General features: G+C 63.7%; 12 protein-coding genes. 4 read left to right on the plus strand and 8 right to left on the minus strand.

What is annotated here, in order from left to right; all coding sequences use genetic code 11:
* The first annotated feature begins 87 nt into the window (after window positions 1-87).
* The 3 genes from GRZ55_RS00805 to GRZ55_RS00815 all read left to right on the plus strand — a co-directional run bounded on the left by GRZ55_RS00805 (window position 88) and on the right by GRZ55_RS00815 (window position 11,800).
* Window positions 88-8,589 carry a glucoamylase family protein gene (locus GRZ55_RS00805; RefSeq protein WP_169284975.1) on the plus strand — a complete coding sequence of 2,834 codons (8,502 nt, stop codon included), beginning with the start codon at window positions 88-90 and terminating at the stop codon, window positions 8,587-8,589.
* A gap of 207 nt (window positions 8,590-8,796) precedes the next feature.
* Window positions 8,797-10,581, plus strand: coding sequence for a glucan ABC transporter ATP-binding protein/ permease (locus GRZ55_RS00810; RefSeq protein ID WP_169284976.1), 1,785 nt, complete (start codon window positions 8,797-8,799; stop codon window positions 10,579-10,581).
* A 4-nt stretch (window positions 10,582-10,585) separates the two neighbouring features.
* Window positions 10,586-11,800 carry an OpgC family protein gene (locus GRZ55_RS00815; protein WP_169284977.1) on the plus strand — a complete coding sequence of 405 codons (1,215 nt, stop codon included), beginning with the start codon at window positions 10,586-10,588 and terminating at the stop codon, window positions 11,798-11,800.
* A 137-nt stretch (window positions 11,801-11,937) separates the two neighbouring features.
* Here GRZ55_RS00815 and GRZ55_RS00820 read toward each other — a convergent pair whose 3' ends face one another.
* The 7 genes from GRZ55_RS00820 to GRZ55_RS00850 all read right to left on the minus strand — a co-directional run bounded on the left by GRZ55_RS00820 (window position 11,938) and on the right by GRZ55_RS00850 (window position 19,429).
* Window positions 11,938-12,684 carry an SDR family NAD(P)-dependent oxidoreductase gene (locus GRZ55_RS00820; protein ID WP_169284978.1) on the minus strand — a complete coding sequence of 249 codons (747 nt, stop codon included), beginning with the start codon at window positions 12,682-12,684 and terminating at the stop codon, window positions 11,938-11,940.
* Between the two features lie 27 nt (window positions 12,685-12,711).
* Complete coding sequence (ppaT, locus tag GRZ55_RS00825) at window positions 12,712-13,890, minus strand: pyridoxamine--pyruvate transaminase (protein WP_169284979.1); 1,179 nt, start codon at window positions 13,888-13,890, stop codon at window positions 12,712-12,714.
* Window positions 13,891-13,909: 19 nt separating this feature from the next.
* Complete coding sequence (locus GRZ55_RS00830) at window positions 13,910-14,716, minus strand: N-acyl homoserine lactonase family protein (RefSeq protein ID WP_169284980.1); 807 nt, start codon at window positions 14,714-14,716, stop codon at window positions 13,910-13,912.
* A gap of 24 nt (window positions 14,717-14,740) precedes the next feature.
* Window positions 14,741-15,676, minus strand: coding sequence for an ABC transporter permease (locus GRZ55_RS00835; RefSeq protein ID WP_169284981.1), 936 nt, complete (start codon window positions 15,674-15,676; stop codon window positions 14,741-14,743).
* 4 nt (window positions 15,677-15,680) lie between these two features.
* A complete protein-coding gene (locus GRZ55_RS00840; RefSeq protein ID WP_169284982.1) occupies window positions 15,681-16,769 on the minus strand; it encodes an ABC transporter permease in 1,089 nt (362 codons plus the stop codon).
* Entirely contained in the window at window positions 16,766-18,325 is a 1,560-nt protein-coding gene (locus tag GRZ55_RS00845) for an ABC transporter ATP-binding protein (protein ID WP_169284983.1), read from the minus strand. The genes GRZ55_RS00840 and GRZ55_RS00845 overlap by 4 nt, the downstream gene beginning before the upstream one ends.
* A gap of 69 nt (window positions 18,326-18,394) precedes the next feature.
* Window positions 18,395-19,429, minus strand: coding sequence for a BMP family protein (locus GRZ55_RS00850; RefSeq protein WP_169284984.1), 1,035 nt, complete (start codon window positions 19,427-19,429; stop codon window positions 18,395-18,397).
* A gap of 93 nt (window positions 19,430-19,522) precedes the next feature.
* Here GRZ55_RS00850 and GRZ55_RS00855 point away from each other — a divergent pair, with 93 nt between their 5' ends.
* Window positions 19,523-19,930: a hypothetical protein gene (locus tag GRZ55_RS00855; RefSeq protein WP_169284985.1), complete on the plus strand. Its 408-nt coding sequence runs from the start codon at window positions 19,523-19,525 to the stop codon at window positions 19,928-19,930.
* A gap of 14 nt (window positions 19,931-19,944) precedes the next feature.
* Here the strand turns inward: GRZ55_RS00855 and GRZ55_RS00860 are convergent, their stop codons facing one another.
* Window positions 19,945-20,949, minus strand: coding sequence for a TRAP transporter substrate-binding protein (locus tag GRZ55_RS00860; RefSeq protein WP_169284986.1), 1,005 nt, complete (start codon window positions 20,947-20,949; stop codon window positions 19,945-19,947).
* Between the last annotated feature and the right edge of the window lie 2 nt (window positions 20,950-20,951).

The raw sequence follows: 20,951 nt of genomic DNA on the forward strand, positions 1-20,951 counted from the left end.
TGCTTGGAACCGATCTTGCTTCAATCGACTTTAGCGGGGTTGCGGACGCTCCCGCCTGTGACAGTCCAATCGAGGATTTTTGAACATATGGACGTTCGCGCCAGCTATGGGTCAGTGTCGGAGAAAGCGAAGCTCTATTACGCTGACGAACAGCCCATCCGCGAATCTTACGCGAGCCAGGATGAACTGAGGATCATCGGCGCCGCGCTTGCGCGCGGCTCTGTTGACCTTCCCGCCACGCTGTCCGGCTTCAACCCGCGCGCCAGATCCGGTGAGAACGGTGATCGGATCAGGAGAATCGCCCGCATGCTGGGCGATGCCCAGGAGGCGGGAGAGGCGATCACACCGGCCGCGGAGTGGCTCCTCGACAACGCCTACCTGATTGATGAGGCAATTGCCGAAACCCGCCGCGACCTGCCGAACCGATTCTACGGGGAACTGCCCCGGATAGAAGGCAGCACTGTTCCGCGCACGCTCGCCATTGCCTGGCTCTACGTCGCCCATAGCGATAGCGCTGTTTCAGAAGAGGGCTTCCGCTCGCTCATCGAGGGCTTCCAGCACGTCCATCCGCTGCAGATTGGCGAATTGTGGGCTCTGCCGTCGCTCCTGCGGTGCGTACTGATCGAAAATCTTCGCCGGCTGGCGGTCCGCATCGAGCGCGCGCGCGAAATGCGGCTGCTTGCCAACCGTCTCGCCGACAAGATCGCAGCGACGCCCGACGGCAGCGACATCGTTATCCTGGAACAGCATGCCGCGAATGCCGCCGATCCGACTTTCGCAACGCAACTCCTTCATCGGCTGAGGGAAGGGTCGCAGTTTTCCAGCCAGGCGCTCGCGTGGCTGGAACGCGCTCTCGAAGAAGTCGGACTGGATGCGGAGGAGGCCATCCTGGCCGAGCACGCCAGCCTGTCCGGCGGCAATGTGACCACCGGCAATATCATCAAGGGCCTTAGGCGGATCGACGACATAGATTGGACCGAATGGTTCGAATCTGTGAGCCTCGTCGACCGGCTGCTCCGCGAAAAGACTGATTTCGAGGCTCTCGACTTCCCTTCGAGGGATGCTTATCGCCGCGCCATAGAAAGGCTGGCCAAGCGATCCGGCCGGGCCGAGTACGATGTCACGCACACGGCGATCGAGGCAGCGATTAAATCCCACGAACTGTCCGATGACAGCGGCGAGGTCGACGCGGGATGCGTGCTCGTCGGCCCCGAAAGCCGATCGTTCGAGGTCGCTATCGGCTATCGTCCGACCTTGGCGGAAAGGGTGTATCGCTTCTACCGCATGACGGGTTGGGTAGGCGTGGTGGCACCGGTCTCGATCCTGACCTTCGTTCTCGTGGCCGCTGCCGCGGTAGCGCTTGGGGATTACGGCATTGCCGCCGGCGCCATCGCCATTCTGTGCGGCCTGTTCATTCTGCCCGCCAGCGAAGCGGCGCTAGGTTTGTTCAACACGCTGGTTTCCCTGCTCGTCAAGCCGACGCGCCTGATCGGCTACGAGTACAAGACCGGCATCCCAGATTGCGCACGTACCCTCGTCGTCGTTCCCACGTTGATTGGCAGCCGTGACGACGTGGAAGAGGCGGTTCACAATCTGGAAGTGCACTATCTCTCCAACCAGACGGGCGCGCTTCACTTCGCCGTCCTTTCCGACTGGTCCGACAGCCAGGTCGAACAAACCGATGCCGACCTCGAAATCCTGGACTACGCGCGCGAACAGATTGCAGCGCTCAATGCACGCCATCCGTCCCCGGGCCTGGCCCGCTTCTACCTGCTCCACCGGCATCGGCTGTACAACGCCGCGGAAGGCTGCTGGATGGGCTGGGAGCGAAAGCGCGGCAAGCTGCACGAACTCAACACGTTGCTGCGTGGCGACAAGGACACGACCTTCTTCGCGCCATCCTCGCCCCTACCAGACGATGTTCAGCATGTCCTGACCCTTGATGCCGACACGCGAATGACGCGGGATGCTGTCACACGGCTCGTCGGCAAGATGCGCCATCCGCTCAATCGCCCGCGAATTGACCGCCAGACCGGGCGCTGCATCGCTGGTTATGCGGTCCTGCAACCGCGCGTCACACCGTCGCTCACGACCGGCCATGAGGCCTCCTTCTTCCAGCGCGTATTTTCCGCCAACCGCGGCATTGATCCTTACGTATTTGCGGTCTCCGACGTCTATCAGGACCTGTTTGGCGAGGGGAGTTTCACGGGCAAGGGGCTCTATCACATCGATGCGATGGAGTTGGCGCTGGCCGGGCGGATTCCCGAAAACACTGTCCTCAGCCATGATCTCCTGGAAGGTGCATACGCGAATGCGGCGCTGGTAACGGACGTCGAACTGATCGAGGACTATCCCACGAGCTATCTGGTCGATTCCTCGCGCCAGCATCGGTGGGCGCGGGGCGACTGGCAATTGCTGCCCTTTGTCCTGAAGCCGTCTTCCGGCTTGCCGGGTCTTTCGCGCTGGAAGATGCTCGACAATCTTCGGCGCTCGCTGATACCGATCGTGTGGACTGCGGCCTCGATTGCGGGATGGGCACTGTTGCCGTTGGAACTGGCCGGGCAGTGGCAGGCGCTGCTGGTCCTCAGCCTTTTCCTGGCGCTCACATTCGGTCTGATCGACTCCCTCCTGCCGCGCGACCGCGATACAACCCTGAAGAGCCATGGATCCGCCTTCTTCCGGGATGCAGCCTTTGCCAGCGCGCAAGTCGCGCTGAAGGTCCTGCTCATGGCGCACGTGGCGTGGTCGATGGCCGACGCATTGGTCAGAACGCTCTACCGCTTGATGGTCAGCCGCCGAAACCTGCTTGAATGGCGCACGGCCTCTCAGGTCGCTCGGTCGGACAGCCAGTCGATCGCGGGGCATCTTCGTCTGATGTGGGGTGCTCCGGTCATCGCGGTCATCTCACTTGCGCTGCCGCTGGCGCTCGGCTCGTCAGGCGTCGTTCTGGCTGCCGCCTTTGCGCTGATGTGGGGCGCTTCTCCGGTGCTGGCCTGGCTGGTGAGCCGCTCCGCGGAGACGGAGGATCGGCTGCATGTCCGACCTTCCGACCTACTGAGGTTGCGCCGGATTGCCAGACGCACCTGGCTCTATTTCGAGAGTTTTGTCACCGAGGAGCACAACATGCTCCCACCGGACAATTTCCAGGAAACGCCGTCGCCCGTGGTTGCGTCGCGCACGTCCCCTACGAATATCGGTCTCTATCTGCTTTCAGTCATCTCGGCCCGCGACTTCGGCTGGATCAGCTTGACCGAAACCATCGATAGGCTCGAGCGAACGCTTTCCACCGTCGACAAGTTGGAGCGCCATCGCGGTCATCTGTACAACTGGTATGACACGCGCTCTCTGATGCCGCTCCATCCCATCTACATCTCGACCGTCGACAGCGGCAATCTTGCCGGCCATCTCATCGCGATCGCGTCGACCTGCCGCATTTGGGCGGAGGCCCCGGCGGCCAACATCCAGGGCGACTACGAAGGCATCATCGACGTCGCTTCCGTGCTCCAGGAGTGCCTGGAAGCGATGCCCGACGACCGCCGCGCGCTTCGCCCGCTGCGCCAGAGAATGGCCGAGCGCATCGGTGGAATGTACCGCTCCGTCGACGTGATCAGAAATGAGCCGGAAACGGCCGCCATCCGCACGATCAACCTGTCCGTGCTGGCCGGCGACATCCGCAAGCTTGCGCGGGCCCTGGACGACGAGATCGGCTCCACCGAAAGCAGCACGCTTCTGGTGTGGGCGGGACGGCTGGAAAAGGTCTGCGAGGCCCATCTGGCGGACGCGCACCTTGCCCAGGACGGGGTAGGAAGGTTGCGGGAACGCCTGCTGGCCCTGAGCAGCCGCGCGCGTCTCTTCGCCTTCGAGATGGACTTTTCATTTCTCCTCAGACAGGACCGAAAGCTGCTGTCGATCGGATATCGGGTGGACGAGCGTCAGCTCGACGAGGCCTGCTACGACCTGCTCGCCTCCGAAGCGCGGCTTGCGAGCATGTTCGCCATCGCCAAGGGCGACGTTCCGACGACGCACTGGTTCAGGCTCGGCAGGCCCGTTACGCAGATCGGTTTTTCAGCAGCGCTCGTCTCCTGGTCGGGCTCGATGTTCGAATATCTGATGCCCCCCCTCGTCATGAAAGAGCCGCTCGGGAGCATCCTGAACCAGACCAGCCAGCAAGTGATACGCAAGCAGATCAGCTATGCGGCAACCAAGGGCGTTCCCTGGGGCATATCGGAAGCTGCCTACAATGCGCGCGACCGTGAGATGACCTACCAGTACACCAATTTCGGTGTGCCGGGACTCGGCCTCAAACGCGGTCTGTCGCACGACACCGTCATCGCTCCCTATGCGAGCCTGCTCGCCGCTCAGTTCCAGCCAGAGCTGGCGGTTCGCAATCTCGAACGTCTCGAGAAACTGGGCGCGTCTGGACATTACGGCTTTCACGACGCGGTGGACTATACGCCGGGTCGGGTGCCGGAGGGGAAGGACGGCGCCATAGTGCGCAATTACATGGCTCATCATCACGGCATGTCCATCGTGGCGGTGGCCAATGTGGTCTTCGAGGGCCGCATGCGCGAGCGCTTCCATGCCGATCCCGTCATCGAGGCCGCGGAACTGCTGCTTCAGGAAAAGGCGCCGCGGACGGTGCCGGCCATGCCAATTCGCAGTGACAGCGGCGAGAAACCGAAGCCGGCCTTCGTGGACGACCGACCGGACTTCCGCCATGTCTCCGATCCCCTGCATGGCCCCCGTGCGGTCAGCGTGATGTCGAACGGGCACTACAACATAATGGTTACCTCGACGGGGACCGGCTACAGCCGGGCCGACCAGGTGGCCGTGACGCGCTGGAACGGGGATCCCACCGAAGACAGGACGGGAACCTTCATCTTCATCAAGGATCCTGCAGCCGGCGACTGGTGGTCTGCGACGGCAGAGCCCAGGCGGGCGCCCGGAGAGAAAAGCACCGCCTTGTTCTATGATGACAAGGCATGCTTCACCAAGGCCATCGGCACCTTGCGATCGGAAGTGGAATGCGTCGTCCTCACCGAAGGAAACGGCGAGGTAAGGCGGATAACGCTGTGGAACGATGCCGACGAGGACAGGCATCTCGAGGTGACCTCCTTTGCCGAAATCGCGCTCAATCATGAGGCCAGCGACATCGCTCATCCGGCCTTCTCGAAGATGTTCGTGAAAACGGAGATCGGCGCCGACGGTTCGGTGATCTACGCCACGAGGCGGCGGCGTTCCGATAGCGATCCATCGATCGCGATGGCGCATTTTGTCACCGGCGGGCCGGGCGTGGCCCGCACCTTCGAGGCGGAAACCGACCGCCGCGCCTTTATCGGCCGGGGTCGATCGATTGCCGATGCGTGCGCATTCGACAAGGGCGCGCGCCTTTCGGGAACGGACGGCTTCGTGCTCGATCCGATCATGGCGCTGCGCTGCACGGTGCGCGTTCCGGCCCGCAAGAAGGTCTCGCTGGCATTCTGGACTGTCGTGGCGGCAAACCGAGACGACATCGAGAGCGAGGCCGCCAGGCACATGCACAACGAGGCTTTCCAGCGCCAGGCAATGCTGGCCTGGACACGCTCGCAGGTCCAGACACGCCACGTCGGGCTGAGCCTGACCGAAGCCGCCGGCGTCCAGAGGCTCGCGCGATTCCTGCTGTTTCCCGACCCGGCTCTTCGCGTGCCGGCGGCGACACTCGCCACAACGCTAGGCCGACAGTCTGAGCTCTGGCCGATGGCCATATCGGGCGACTTCCCCATCCTTGCCCTGCGCATCGCAGACGTGGCTGACCTCGAAATCGTGTCGACTGCCCTGAGAATGCAGGAATATCTGCGCGCGCGCGGCCTCCTCGCGGACCTGGTGATCGTCAATGAGCAGGCATCCTCCTACGTTCAGGATCTGCAGAACACGATCGAGCTCCTGTGCGACAATGCCCGTCACCGCGGGCGGGAACTGGGGCCGCGGCAGCACATCTTCGCCGTGCGCCGCGACCTCATGGACGGGCCGTCCTATCGCACGCTCATCGCTTCGGCCCGGATCGTGCTGCACACACACAATGGCACGGTGCTCGACCAGATCGAACGCGCGGCGGCGATCGAGGAAATCGAGCGCGCGGCCGAGGAAGAAGCACCCCCCAACGGGGCTGCAACGCTGATCAAGGTTTCGCAACCATCGGCCGATCCGGACGGCGAGGATCTGGCCTTCTGGAACGGCTACGGCGGTTTTGCCGATTCCGGGCGCGAATATGTCGTCCGGCTCGCCGGCAGCACGGTCACTCCCCATCCCTGGATCAACGTGATCGCCAATCGCGAATTCGGGTTTCATACCTCCGCCGAAGGGGCCTCGTTCACCTGGAGCCGCAACAGCCGGGACTTCCAGTTGACGCCCTGGACGAACGATCCGGTTTCGAACCGTCCGGGCGAGGCGTTCTACGTCAACGACCTCGACAGCGGCGCGGCGTTCTCACCGCTTTCCTGCGTTCTGCGCGACAATTCCATAGTCTATGAGGCACGCCACGAGCGCGGCATCTCGCGTTTCATCGCTACGAAGGACCATCTCCACATGGAGCTGGCGCAGCTGGTGGACCCCGTCGATCCGGTCAAGGTGCAGCGCCTCGCCCTGCGCAATGACGGCAAGGTTCGTCGGAGGCTGCGGGTCTACGGATATGTCGAATGGTCGCTTGGCAACAACCGCGCCAAATCCGCGGCACATATCGTGCCCGGTTACGACCCTGCCACCCGTATCCTGACGGCACAAAATCCCTACAATCTCGACTTCGGCGACCGGGTCGCGTTTTTCGCCTGCGATGCGGCTGTCCAGTCTCACACATGCGATCGTGCACAGTTCCTCGGGCAGGGATGTGCCACCACCGCGCCTCAGGCGGTATACGAAGGAACGCCGCTTTCCGGCTCTGCCGACATCGGCAAGGACCCTTGCGCCGCAATCGCCGCCGACATCGAGCTTGCACCCGGACAGACGGCATTCATCCACTACGTGTTGGGCGATGCAGGCTCACCCGACGAAGCGAAGTCGCTGGCGCAAGCCCATCTTGCGAGCGATTTTGCCGATCGCGTCGCCCGCACGCGCGAGGATTGGGAGGAGTTCGGCAGCGCGCTTCAGGTGCAGACGCCTGATCCGGCTTTCGATGCCATGGTCAATGTGTGGCTGCCCTATCAGAGCCTCACCTGCCGGATCCGCGCCAGGTCGGCCTTCTACCAGGCCAGCGGCGCGTTCGGCTTCCGCGACCAGCTGCAGGACACCCTGTCGCTGCTGCTGCATGATCCATCGCTCGCGCGCGAACAGATCATCAATGCGGCATCTCGTCAGTTCACGGGCGGCGACGTCCAGCATTGGTGGCTGCCGGGCTCGGGTGCCGGCGTGCGCACGACGATCTCCGACGACGTGGTCTGGCTGGCATATGGGGTCCATCAATATGTCTCGGTGACGGGCGATCGCGACGGGCTCGATGCGCAGGTTCCCTTCATCGAAGGACCGGAGCTCGAGGACGGGCAGCACGACGCGTATTTCACCCCGGCGCAATCCGGCGAGACCGCGAGTCTCTACGAGCACTGCGCGCGCGCGCTCGATCTGGCGGTGAGCAGAACCAGCCCGAATGGGCTGCCTCTGATGCTGGGCGGGGACTGGAACGACGGCATGAACGGCGTCGGCAAGGAAGGGCGCGGCGAGAGCGTTTGGCTGGGCTGGTTCCTTCTCAAGACGCTGCAGGACTTTCTGCCTTTCGCGCGCGACCGCGGCGACGAAGGGCGCGTGGCCGCCTGGACCTCCCATGTGCAGCGACTGAAAGAAGCGCTCGAAACCCACGCCTGGGACGGGGCCTGGTATCGGCGCGGAAGCTTCGACGACGGAACGCCGCTCGGCTCTTCGCAGTCGGATGAATGCCAGATCGACTCGATCGCGCAGTCCTGGGCGGTTTTGTCGGGTGCGGCCGACCCCGAACGAGCCGATCAGGCGGTCGGCAATGCGGTCAGGCTTCTCGTCGACGACAAGCTCCAGATCGCCCGGCTGTTCACGCCGCCTTTCGAACGCACGAACAAGGATCCGGGCTACATCAAGTCCTATCCCCCGGGCGTGCGCGAGAACGGTGGCCAATATACCCATGCCTCGACCTGGCTGGTATTCGCCCTGACCGCCCTCGGCCGGCCGGAAGATGCATGGCGGGTTTTCTGCATGCTCAACCCCGTCAACCATGCACTGGACGCCGAAGCGGCGCGCCGATACCGGGTGGAACCCTATGCGGTAGCGGCCGACATCTATTCCGAAGGCGACAAGGCCGGGCGCGGCGGCTGGACCTGGTACACCGGATCGGCGGGCTGGCTGTACAGGGCCGGCGTCGAAGCCATACTGGGCATTCGCAAGGAGGGCACGCAGCTCCATGTGAACCCCTGTCTCCCTGCCGAATGGCCGGGCTTCACAGCGACCTTACGGTTCGGAGCGGCCACCTACACGATCGTTGTGGAGCGGGCCGAGGGCGCCGTGACAGGCGGCGGAGAGCTGGCGGGACGATCGGTCACTCTCGCGGAGAGTGGGGAACATACGCTCCGCATCGTGGTTGGAAGCGACGTCTGATCACGGACCAGATTCCCGCGGGTTGGGGATCTGCCGGACCACTCGACTGGCTTGTGCAAGGTCCGCTCACCCACATCACGCTAGGTAACAACGCGTTGCCGAGTTTTTGCGCCCTATGCGCAACCTCCTGGATACTTGCCTGTTTATGTGCAGTGCAGCGGCAGAGCCCGCTGCCATCTTGCAGTGCAATATACGAAGGAACTGCCGGTGACATTGCTGGGCATCTACTGGCGCGCGATGGGCTACCTCGCGACCGACAAAACGCGAGTGGCCCTTATCTGCCTCTCGAATGTTGCGCTGGCGGTCGTCATGATAGCCGAGCCCGTTCTGCTGGGCCGTATCATCGAGAGCATTTCCCAGGGATCAGGCGCCCTGGGATCGATCGGCCTGTGGACCGCGCTCGGTATCTTCAACGTCATCGCCGTCGTGCTGGTCTCGCGCAGCGCGGACCGCTTTGCTCACCGACGGCGGGCCCAGATCCTCACCGACGCCTTCGCCAAGGTCATGAGCATGCCATTGGCGTGGCACCATGCCAGAGGCACCTCCAACACCCTCCACACGCTCCTGCGTGCAATGGAGGCGTTGTTTTCGCTATGGCTCGAATTCATGCGCCAGCATCTATCGACCGTGGTCGCCCTCGTGTTGCTTGTCCCTACCGCAATCACCCTCGACTGGCGCATGGCCTGCGTGCTGGGAGCGCTCGGCGCCAGCTATGTCGCCATCAGCCGCTTCGTGATGTCCAAGACCCGGGAGGGGCAACGCCAGGTGGAGGGGCACTATCATCAGCTTTTCTCGCATGTCAGTGACTCCATCAGCAACATCTCGGTGCTGCAAAGCTATGGGCGCATCGCCCGAGAGACGGAGGCGCTGAAAAAGTTCGCCAACGATCTTCTCGGATCGCAGTTTCCGGTCCTGAACTGGTGGGCGCTCGCGACCGCCCTTCAGAGGCTCTCCGCGACCATTTCCATGATGATCGTGTTGATCGTCGGCGCTCTGCTCGTTCAACGCGGCGAACTCACCGTCGGCAGCGTGGTCGCCTTTACAGGCTTCGCCACGCTTCTGATCGGCCGACTCGACCAGATCATGGAGTTCGTCAACCAGGCTTTCGAGGCGCGTGCGCGGCTGGAACCGTTTTACGCGATGGAAGATGCGGCACGCGAACGCACCGAGCCTCCTGGCGCGCTGCGCCTTGGGCGGCTGCGCGGCGACGTGACTTTCGACAAGGTGAGCTACCGCTTCTCCGGCTCGGGGCAAGGCGTGGATGATATTTCCTTCCACGTGCCGGCCGGCAAGACGGTTGCCATCGTCGGCCCGACGGGCGCAGGCAAAACGACGCTCATCAATCTCTTGCAGCGCGTGTACGACCCCCAGTCCGGCAGGATCCGGGTTGACGGGATAGACACGCGCCTCGCCTCGCGCGCATCGCTGCGCGACCAGATCGCGACGGTTTTTCAGGATGCGGGTCTGCTCAACCGCTCCATCGAACAGAATATTCGGCTGGGCCGCGAGAGTGCCGCCAATGACGATGTTCATGAAGCAGCCATCGCCGCCGCCGCCCACGAGTTCATTCTGTCGAAAACAAAGGGTTTTGACACCGTGGTGGGCGAACGCGGCTCTCAGCTCTCCGGCGGTGAGCGCCAGCGCATAGCCATCGCGCGCGCGGTTCTGAAGGACGCGCCCATTCTCGTTCTCGACGAGGCAACGAGCGCGCTCGATGTCGAGACCGAGCAGAAGGTCAAAAACGCAATCGACCGCCTGCGTACCAACCGGACCACCTTCGTCATTGCGCATAGGCTGTCCACGGTGTGCGACGCCGACATCGTGATCTTCATGGATCAGGGACGGATCGTCGAAATGGGCGGCTTTCAGGAACTCGCCGCGCGCGAGAACGGGCGCTTTGCGTCCTTGCTGCGTGCCGGCGGTCTCCTGGACCAGCATGACCGCTTGCGCTCGGTTCCCACCAACCTCTCGCTCTCGCCGGAAGCGGCGTAGCGATATGGACATCCGCCCCCCATCGCCGCGCGACACACGCCTGGACGTGATCAGGGCTGTAGCCCTCATCACCATCTTCATCAATCACGTTCCGGGCAACCCGCTCGAGGCCCTGACCAGCAAGAATTTCGGGTTCTCCGATGCGGCGGAGGCATTCGTGCTGATCTCGGGCATTTCGGCCGCCCTGGCCTATGGCATGAAGTTCGAGCCGGCCGCAGCGCTTGTCACCACATTGAAGGCATGGCGCCGGGCGGGTGTCCTCTATCTGGCGCATCTCGGCACCACGATGGCCACGCTGGGCATCTTCGCCTTCTTCGCCCTGCACTATCAGGCGCCCGGCTTGCTGGAGAAGATCAACATCGCCCCGGTCGTCGACGATACCGCTCGCGCGCTGGTCGGCCTCGCAACGCTTGGCCATCAACTCGGCTATAACAACATCCTGTCCATGTATGCCGCCGTGCTGCTGATGCTGCCCGCGCTGCTCCTGATCGGTCGCCTCAGCCTGAGGCTGATGGTGGCGGTTTCAGGGACGGTCTGGTTGCTGGCGGGCCTGTACAGGATCGGTCCGTCCGCCTATCCAAACGAGGGTATCTGGTTCCTCAACCCCTTGTCATGGCAGTTCCTCTTCGTCATCGGCCTCGCCGCGACGATGCATGTGCGACGCGGAGGAAGATTGCCCGGTTCGCCGCTTCTGCTGGGTGCTGCGGCCAGCTACCTGCTCTTGTCGCTGGCCTGGGTCCAGATCCCCCTGTGGGGAGTGGACATGTCTTTCGGTCTGCCCAGGGTATTGACGGGCTTCGACAAGACCTATCTGTCGGCGCCGCGCCTGCTCCACGTTCTGGCGGCGGGCTACGTGATCGCGATGCTCCCGCAGATATCCGAACTCGCGCGCCGCGCGCCCGGCAATGCGCTCGCGATGATGGGTCGGCATGCGCTGCCGGTATTCGTGGCCGGTACCATCCTGTCGATGGTCGCCCAGGCATGGCGGCATGTTCACGGCAGCTTCTTTGCCACCGACATCATTATCATCGCGGGCGGCATCGGCCTGCAGTTGGCCCTTGCCCATTACATCGAATGGTATCGGCGGCTTGCCACGCGGAAGCCGACCGCCCCAGATAGCGGCAGGCCGGCGACCGCCCCCCTCCCCTCAACAGGCCGGCAGCCTGCGGGCTCGCCGGAGGTCTTTGCCAGATCGACGACGGAACCCGGGCGCATGTAGGGCCGAAACAGCACCCTTGCGTGGAAAGAACCCCCCGAGCCCGGCGGGCGGGCTCGGGGGGCAGGCAGATACCCCGACAATTGTGTTCATCGCGATGAACGCGTGATGCCGCAGTTCCCGTCCCGAAAGTCCTGCTATCAGTAGCGCACCATTCCGGCGTCGACGTTGAGCGTCTGGCCCGTCATCCAGCGCGCGTCATCGGAGGCCAGGAACGAGACGACATCGGCGATGTGCTCGGGTTGTCCCTTGCCCTTGACCGCCTGCAACATGTCGACGAACCCGAACGCCTCGTTGTGCGGGCTATCCTTGACGCCGTCGCTCTCGATCAGGCCGGGCGTGAGGGCATTGGCCGTGATGCCGTACTGGCCGAGTTCCGTCGCGAGGGCGCGGGTGAAGCCGATGATACCGCCCTTTGCGGCGACATAGGCGGCCATGTTGGGCGTGCCGGCGAAGAACGTGTTGGAGGCGATCGATATCACCCGCCCGGCCTTGTTTGCGGCACGCATCTGGTCCGTCGCGGCGCGCGTGACGATAAAGGTGCCGGTGAGGTTCACGTCGATGATCTTGCGCCAATGGTCGAGATCCACGTCGTCCCACGCCACGAAGGGCACGATCGAGGCGTTGTTGACGAGGATGTCGACTCCGCCCGTCTTGCCATGGATCGCCGCAAACATTGCCGCGACCGCCTCGGGATCCGAGATGTCGGCGGTGATGGCAAAGGCGCCGTGGCCGATGGCGGCGGCGGCGGCCGATGCGCCTTCCGCGTTGATGTCGCTGACCACGACCGTTGCGCCATCCGCAGCCAGCCGTTCCGCGATCGCCTTGCCGATGCCTTGCGCGGCGCCCGTTACCAGCGCTGTCTTTCCTGTGAGTCTTCCGCCCATTGTTGTTCTCCTATCGCTCGACTTGGTTCAGTTGTCCCGGTTGATTTCAGTCATGGCGGCGGCGATCCCGGCTGCCGTATCGGCCTTGAAGCCGAGTGCCTTGAGCGCGCCGCCAAAGGCAGCGAGCGCCGCAATGGCATAGATGGGCTGGGCGGTCGGACCCATGTGTCCGATACGCGTCAGCTTGCCGAGCGTCTCGGAACGGCCCGACGAGAACACCACGCCATAACGCCCACGCGCCTCGGCCCGCAGAGCAGCCTCGTCTATGCCGTCCGGTATCCGGACGGCCGTGGTGGTGGGCGAAGCTATCTCGTCGCGCGCCGGCCAGATGTCCACGCCCATGCCGCGGATGCCGGCCCGGGTCGCCTTCGCCGTCAGGGCGTGGCGCGCCCACACTTTCTCGGGGCCCTCGGCAAGGTAGAGATCGAGAGCCATGTCGAGCCCGTTCATCTCGGCGACCGAGGGCGTGAAGGGAAACGGCTCCTTTGCCGACCAGGCCTGCTCCCAATCGAGAATGGACAACATGGACGCCCTTGGGGCGGCCGGATTTGCCTTCATCTTGTCCCAGGCACGCTGGCTCACCCCCATCATCGTCAGCCCCGGCGGTGCGCCGAGACACTTGTTGGGACCGGTGACATAGATGTCGGCCTGGCATTCCTCGGGATGGGTCTTCATGCCGCCGAACGAGGAGACGGCATCGACGATCAGGTAGGCTCCGTGCGCGGCAACCAGCGCCCCGATCTCGTCGATCGGGTTGATGGTGCCCGACGGCGTGTCGTGATGGCAGACCGACACCACGGTGATCTCGGGATGCTTCGCCAGCATGTCGCGCACCGCCTGAGGATCGATCGCCTCGTTATAGGCGGTCTCGATCTCCAGGAGATTGGGCGAGTAGCGTTTGGCCCAGTACCCGAATCCCTTGCCGTAGACGCCGGATGCCAGATTGAGCACGGTGTCGCCGGGCGTAATCAGCGATGCGGCCGCTGCCTCGAGACCCAGCACCGGTTCGCCATGCAGGATGACGGGCCGGTTCGACAGCCACATCGCCTTCTGCGCCTTCTCGACGACCTTCTCGTAGAAGAGCTGGAAGGCGGGATCGTAATCATAGAGCACGGTCCGTCCCAAGGCGCGGAGCACATCGGGATAGGCATTTACCGGCCCTGAGGTCAGGGTGATGACAGGGTCGGCATTTTCGGCATAGCGCATGGCAGCGTTCCCTTTTCGATCAGCTGTAGAAGTTCGGGCCGGTCCTGTAGGTCTGGAACGCCTCCATGTCGTGCGAGAAGAACAGTTCGGCGTCGTGCTTTTCGGCCAGTTCGCGAATCTTCCGCATCGATCGGACGCCCTCGGCGGGATCGAGATGAAACGAAGCCTGGCAGAGCGTCTCGAGATTTCGCCGCGTATAGGCCGCGTCCAGGACCAGCATCATGGGCCGGTCATTGGCCCGTTCGACCATGCAGCTGTAGTGCCCGATCGTGTGGCCCGGCGTGGCAATCATGTGCACGCCCTTGGCCAGTTCGAAGTCGCCTTCAACGCCCTCGAAGGTGGTGTTCTCGCGTGTCTGCCCGTGCGTCAGCTCATCGCTGCGCCCTCGCGCCTCCGCGGCTTCGACCGAAAAGCTGAGGTCGGAGTAGCCGAGATGCTCGAAAACCTCCGGATTGCAGGCCTGCGCCACCTCGTCCTTGTGACAGATCTTTCTTGCGTGCGGGAAATGCTTGTTGCCGCCGCAATGATCGAAATGGAAATGCGTGTTGAAGACGACGTCGATGTCCTTCGGCTCCAGACCGAGCAGCTTCAACGCCCCCGGGATGGTCTGTTCCGGTGTCTGGGTCGGCTTCTCGAAGGCGAGATATTTCATGGTGTGGTCGTAGTCGAAACCGGTATCGATAAGGAACCGTCCTTCGGCATGCTCGATCAGCACGGAATAGGCGGGGATGCGCACGTCGCCGCCGGGGCCCTGGTTCCAATAGATGTGATAGCCATCGAGAAGCAGCGTGCCCCCGTCGAGGAAATAGACCTTTGTATCCGTCATGTACGCCTCCTTTTATTGAAACAATCAGCGCGCGCCGCGCTCATAGGGAATACCGAGTGCCGCCGGCAGGCTCGCCCGCCGACCAAACAGGACGAGCATCACCATCACCGCCAGGAAGGGCAGCATCTGGATCACGTCCGTGGGGACGTTGATGCCGGCCACCTGGGCGGCGGTGGTCAGCGAAAGGCACATGCCGAAAATCAGCGCGCCGACGAGGACCCAGACGGGCCGGCCGCGCGCCAGCATGGCAAGAACGATGCCGAGGAAGCCGGCACCGTTCGTGATGAAAGGAATGAACAGCCCGGCGCCGACATTCGCCAGAAACGCCCCGCCGAGACCGGCCATCGTGCCGGTGAAGAGAACCGCTATGGTGCGGGTGCGGATCACGTCGATGCCCGCCACGTCGAGCGCGGCCGGCTTGTCGCCGGCGGCCTGAAGATTGAGCCCGAGCTGGCTGCGCCGGTAGACCCAGATCATGACGAGGACCATGGCGACCGAGAAATAGACGATCAGATGATGCTTGAAGAGCGCCGGCCCCAGTATCGGGATATCGGCCAGCAGGGGGATCTCCGTTATCGGCACGGCAGGCAGGCGCGGATAGCTGCGCGAGAACTGGAAATGGTGCAGCAGCGCGGTCAGTCCCTCAAGCCCGAGCGTCAGCGCGATACCGATCACGATCTGGTTGAGGCCGATCCGCACGCAAAGCAACGCCATCAAAGCCGCCACCGCGATGCCGCCGAGCGCGCCGGTCAGGAAGCCGACCCCGAAGGACCCCGAATAATAGGCCCCCACAAAGCCCAGATAGGCTCCGCTGATCATCATGCCTTCGATGCCGATGTTGAGGACACCGGCCTTTTCCGACATCTGCTCGCCGAGGCCCGCCAGAAGAAGCGGGATCGCGGCCGTGACGGCGCCGAACAGAAGCGCGGTCAGGAATACGTTGCTGAAAAGCCCGCTCATGGCCTTAAGCCCTCCGCGCCTGGTTGAAGCGATGGTCGAGATATTCGGCCAGGGCGAGCGTGATCAGCACGATCGCGACCAGCACCAGGGTGAAACTCTGGGGAACGCCGAGCCGGCGCGCCGCACTCTCTCCGCCGATCCACAGCACCGACAGCAGGAAGACGAAGCCGATCGCGGCGAAGCCGTTCATGCGCGCCAGGAAGACAACGGGGATGATCGCGAAACCGTAGGCGGGGTTCCAGTCCGCGCGCACATTGCCCTGGATACCGACGATGTCGACCGCGGCGCCCAAACCGATCAGCCCAGCCGAGATGGCGAAGACCGCGACCGTCAACAGCGGCACGTTGAGCCCGGCATGGATCGCCGCGCGTGGATTGGCACCGACAATCCTGAGCTTCAGTCCGAACGCTGTCCGCGTCATCACCAGATGCACGATCACGATGGTCGCAAGCCCGAACAGCAGCCCGCTCGTGACCGTTGTTTCAAACAGCCGGGGCAGACGGTCGGCCACCGGCAGTGTCCGCGTCTGGGGCACGGTGGTGGCCGGGTCGAGAAAGACGAGCTTCACGAGGACGTTGGCGAAGGATACGCCGAGGAAGGACATCATCAGCGTGGTGATGATCTCGTTGACGCCCTGGTAGGCGCGCAGAAGGGCTGGCACGAGCGACCAGATCATGGCGACAAAAGCGGAGAACAGACAGGCCACGAGCAGGGCAAGCCAGCTCGGCAGCGTCTGGACCAGCAGGGGCGCACTCGCGGCCGCGGTCACGGCGGCAAGCAGGAACTGGCCGTCGCCGCCGAGATTCCACATGCCCGCTCGAAATGCGACGATGAGGCCCGCCGCGATGAAGAGCAGCGGCGCCATGCGGGTCAGCGTCTGCTGAAGTCCCAGCGGCGACAGAAGACCGCGGTCGAGCACAAAACCATAATAGGCAATCGGATCGACGCCCACCGCCAGCAGGACGCCACCGGCAAGCACGAGCGAGACGAGGATCGGCCCCAGAGTGATGACAATTCGGCGCAAAGGCTCACGGCCCCCGGCCTGGCCTGCAGAGGCGTCGAGCGCACGAACGGGAGCGGCATCCTGGCTCATGCTGCAAGTCCAATCATGAGGCGCCCCACCTTTTCGCCGGCGCCGGGGCCGTTCGTCACGGTGCCCACCAGGCGCCCTTGCGAAATCACGACGATGCGGTGGCACATGCTAAGCAGCTCCTCCAGGTCAGTGGAAATCAGGAGTACCGCGAGGCCCTCCCCCGCGATGTCGCGGATGCGCTGGCGAGTGGCCAGCGTGTTTGCGAGATCCAACCCGTAGGTCGGCTTATTGAAGATGACCGCCTTTGCGCCCTCGGCGAGTTCGCGGGCGATCAGCACCTTCTGAATATTGCCGCCGGAGAGCCGGCCGACCGGCGTCGAAAGCGCCGGCGTCCGGACGTCGTAAAGATGCGTCAGGCTGCGCGCGCGCGATTCGATCTCGCGCGAGCGCTCGATACCGGAGCGCCACAGCGGCGGCTCGCCGATCTGCTTCAGGAAATAGTTTATCGAGACCGGAAAGGGCCCCACGGTGCCTTCGCCCAGCCTGTCGTCGGTGAGATAGCGCAGCCCTTTTCGGCGCCGCGCGCCCACTTCCAGGTCATCGAGACTCTGTCCGCCCAGCCTCACGCTGCCACCGGCTGCCGGTCGTTGCCCGGCGAGGGCTTCGGCGAGTTCTTTCTGGCCGTTACCGTCAATGCCGGCGACACCCAGGATCTCGCCCTTACCGATCGTGAAAGAGATCGCTTCCAGGCCTGGCATGTCCGCGGTCGCCGGCACGCTGAGATCGCGCACCTCCAGCAACACATCGTCATTGGCGGCGCGCGGCGGGATCGAGACCGCGTCGTCTCCGGCCTGTCGACCGAACATCTTGTCCACGATCTCGTCGACCAGCGCGGCGCGCTCAAGCTTGCGCAGGCGCTCGGGCGGGATCTCGCCAACCTTGCGACCGAGCTTGAGGATAGAGACGCGGTCGCCGAAATCGGCCGCCTCGCCCAGTTTGTGCGTGATGAAGACAACAGCGAGCCCGCGTTCAACCAGCCGCCGCATGAGCGCGCCCAGTTCGGCTATGCCCTGCGGCGTCAGCATGGAGGTCGCCTCGTCGAGGATCAGAAGCCGGCTTTCGCGCAGCAGGGCACGAACGATCTCCACCTGCTGCTGTTGTCCAAGCGAGAGTTCCGAGACCCGCGCGCCAAGATTGATCTCGATACCGAGCGGCCGCGCGATCTCCGCCACACGGGCGGCGAGTTCTGCAATCTTCGGACGCTGCCACCAGGGACCGCCCAGCGCGAGATTTTCGGCAACCGTCAAGGTGGGCACGAGCATGTTGTGCTGGAAAACCGTGCCGATACCCAGCGACAGGGCGTGGCTGGGCGAGCGGATCGCCGTTTCGACCCCGTCGACCAGGATACGGCCGCCATCCGGCTGCTGGAGACCTGAGAGCATCCCGATGAGGGTTGACTTGCCAGCACCGTTCTCGCCCAGGAGCACATGGACCTCGCCCGCGCTGATCTCGAGGTCGATCTGGTCATTGGCAATGATGCCGGGAAAGCGCTTGGTGACGCCCTCCAGCGTGACGATCGCCTGCCCGGTCTGCGGGCCCTCATTTATGGGTTCCATGGTCCAGCCACTCTCGAAGGGAAGCTGCGGAGGGGACGCTGAGCCCCCTCCGCGATGTGTCGCCGAGGGCTACTCGGCGGCGGTCACGTCGGTCATGAGACCGCGCACGGCAGTTGCCTCGAAGACCGGCTCGATCGTGATATCGCCGGCTACGATCTGCCCGCGGATCTCCTGGATTTCCTCCCAGACGTCATCGGGCACCAGATCGGTCTTCAGAAGCTGGACGGAATCGTCGGCAAGCGTGATCGCGTAGCGCTTGGTGCCGAACGTGTCGTCCTTCAGATCCTGGATCATCGCCGAATAGACCGGGGTGATGTCCCAGACCACGGAGGTGAGCAGGTGGTCGGCGGCCACAGAGGATTTGTCGCCGATAACGTCAATGAAGAGCACTTTCTCTCCATCGGCGGCCGTGGTGGTCTCGACAGCCTGCAGCATGCCGAAGCTCGAGCCATTTCCCTGACCAAAGATGATGTCGGCGCCGGCTGCGATGACGCTCTCGGTCACCCGACGTCCGCCTGCCGCGTCGCTGTAGGCGGCGGGGCCGATGACGGCATAGGTGATCTCGACGCTGGAATCCTCGGCCTTCACGCCCTCGGCAAAGCCAGCCGACTGGGAATTCCACGACGGCGGTTCGCCCGACACGACGATGCCGACATGGCCGGAGCGGCTCATCTTGGCTGCCATGCGGCCGGCGAGATAAGCACCCTCATGCCCGCTCAGCGTGTAGTCCGCCACGAGCCCTTCCTTCAGCGCCTGCGGTGAATCCACGATCGCCACCGGAACGCCGGTCTCTTCAGCTATCTCGGGCGCCGAGGTGGCGTAGCCGCTGGCATGCGCGATGATGAGGCTTGCGCCGTCCGCCGCGATTTCGCGCAGCGCCGGACGGATGTCGCCATAACCGAGACCCGAAGCGATGATGACTTCGATGCCCGCGGCTTCCGCGGCGGCCCGCGCGGCATCAACGCCCTGCTGGTTCCAGCCGAAATCCGTGCCTTCTTCGGGCGTCATGATGGCGATCGAGGTGACATCGGCTGCCATGGCCGTGCCGGCCAGCAATGATGCCGCCAGAACCGACAGAATACTTCTTTTCCACTTGGAAAACATGTTCATTTCTCCCATTTTGTTAGCTTCCCGGTTCTTTCGGAAGAAAAAACCGCGTAAGGCTCTCTTCGATATTGTTGTCCGGAGTGATCTGTAATGCGCCTTTTTCTCCCTCTATTTGCTGCCGCATCCTTGAGTTGCATCGCCGGAGCTCTCGCAGGAGAGACGGTCGACCTCGAAGACCTTGTTTCCATTCCGACGGAAATCCGAAACTCGGGCGCCACGCCCATTCTGTGCCAGGCCGAGATCGCGCATTGGTTCGCTACCGATCTCGCCGTCGTGGAGCCCGGCGGCAGTGCAGTGCTCGACCTCCGCTTCGCCGCTCGAACGGGCACCTGGGCGGTGCTGAATTCGCAGGGCGAAGCCTTGCCGGTCGAACGCGCCTGGTGCGGCGTGGAGGGCCGAACCTACGAGACCCGCTGGACGCTCGCCCTGGACCGCGCGCGACCCGAGCCCGTGAGGCTCGACTGCCGCGCGCAGGCGTCCGGACTCGATTGCCGCTAGCGGGAGCGCGACTGTCACTGCGCGGCCTTTCCATCGACCAGGGCGCGAAGCCGCTCGTATTCGGCCAGAACCGCCGGCTCGGCGGCGAGGATCTCGGCTGACAGCGCGGCGAAATCCGCCTCCATCTTCGCCTGGTCCTCAGCGGAAAGCTGATGGACGATGCCGTCATTTTCGGTCCAGATCGCGTAGGTCTTCTCCACGTTCTCGACGCCCCACGGGAAGACGATTTCTTCCGCGGCGCGGCCAGCCTCTATGATCGCCGCCCTGACCTCCTCGGTCTGCATCTGGAACCAGTCTTCGTTGACGACCGTCATGGAGACGATCTCGGCAAAACGAAGATCGAGAATGTGCTTGCCGACATCGTAGTATTTGAAGGCCGTCAGGATGGGCATTCCCACCAGCATCCCGTCGAGGCCGCCGGATTCGAGCTGGGGTATGACCTCGGAAAGGGCCAGCGGAAGGGGCGTCGCTCCCACCTGTTCCATCGGCCGGATCTGCAGGGGCGAGGCGAATGTGCGTATCTTGAGGCCCTGGAGGCCGGCCAGCGTGTCGACCTCGCTCGTGGTGAAGACCACGGTGGGGCTGTTGTAGATCGCGCCGATCACGCGCAGTCCCTTGTCGAGAAACAGGCTCTCGAGGTGGTCCCTGTATTCCGGGTCGTGAATGGCCTTGCGGACGTCGTCGGGCGACTTGAACAGACCCGGCACGTCAAAGGCCTGGAAGCGAGGATCGACATTCGTCATGAAGGATGTCGGCGTGGTGAAGGCTTCGATCGTGCCGAGCAGCACACCCTCCGCCATGCGGGGAATCGCACCGAGCTGGCTGGCCGGATAGATCTCGGTCTTGACCGCGTCGCCGACGCGCGCCGCGAGTTCCTCGGCGAATACTTTCTGCCATTCGTGCTGGACATCGTTGATGGTCGCCGAAGCGAGCTTCATCGTCGTCTGCGCCTGCGCGACATGGGGCAGAAGAGCGATCGAAGCGGCAAGGGCAGCTGCGTGCAGAAACCTTGAAAACATTG

Origin of the sequence: Chelativorans sp. ZYF759 (assembly GCF_012911015.1) — a bacterium.
In the GTDB taxonomy this organism is placed as follows: Bacteria; Pseudomonadota; Alphaproteobacteria; order Rhizobiales; family Rhizobiaceae; genus ZYF759.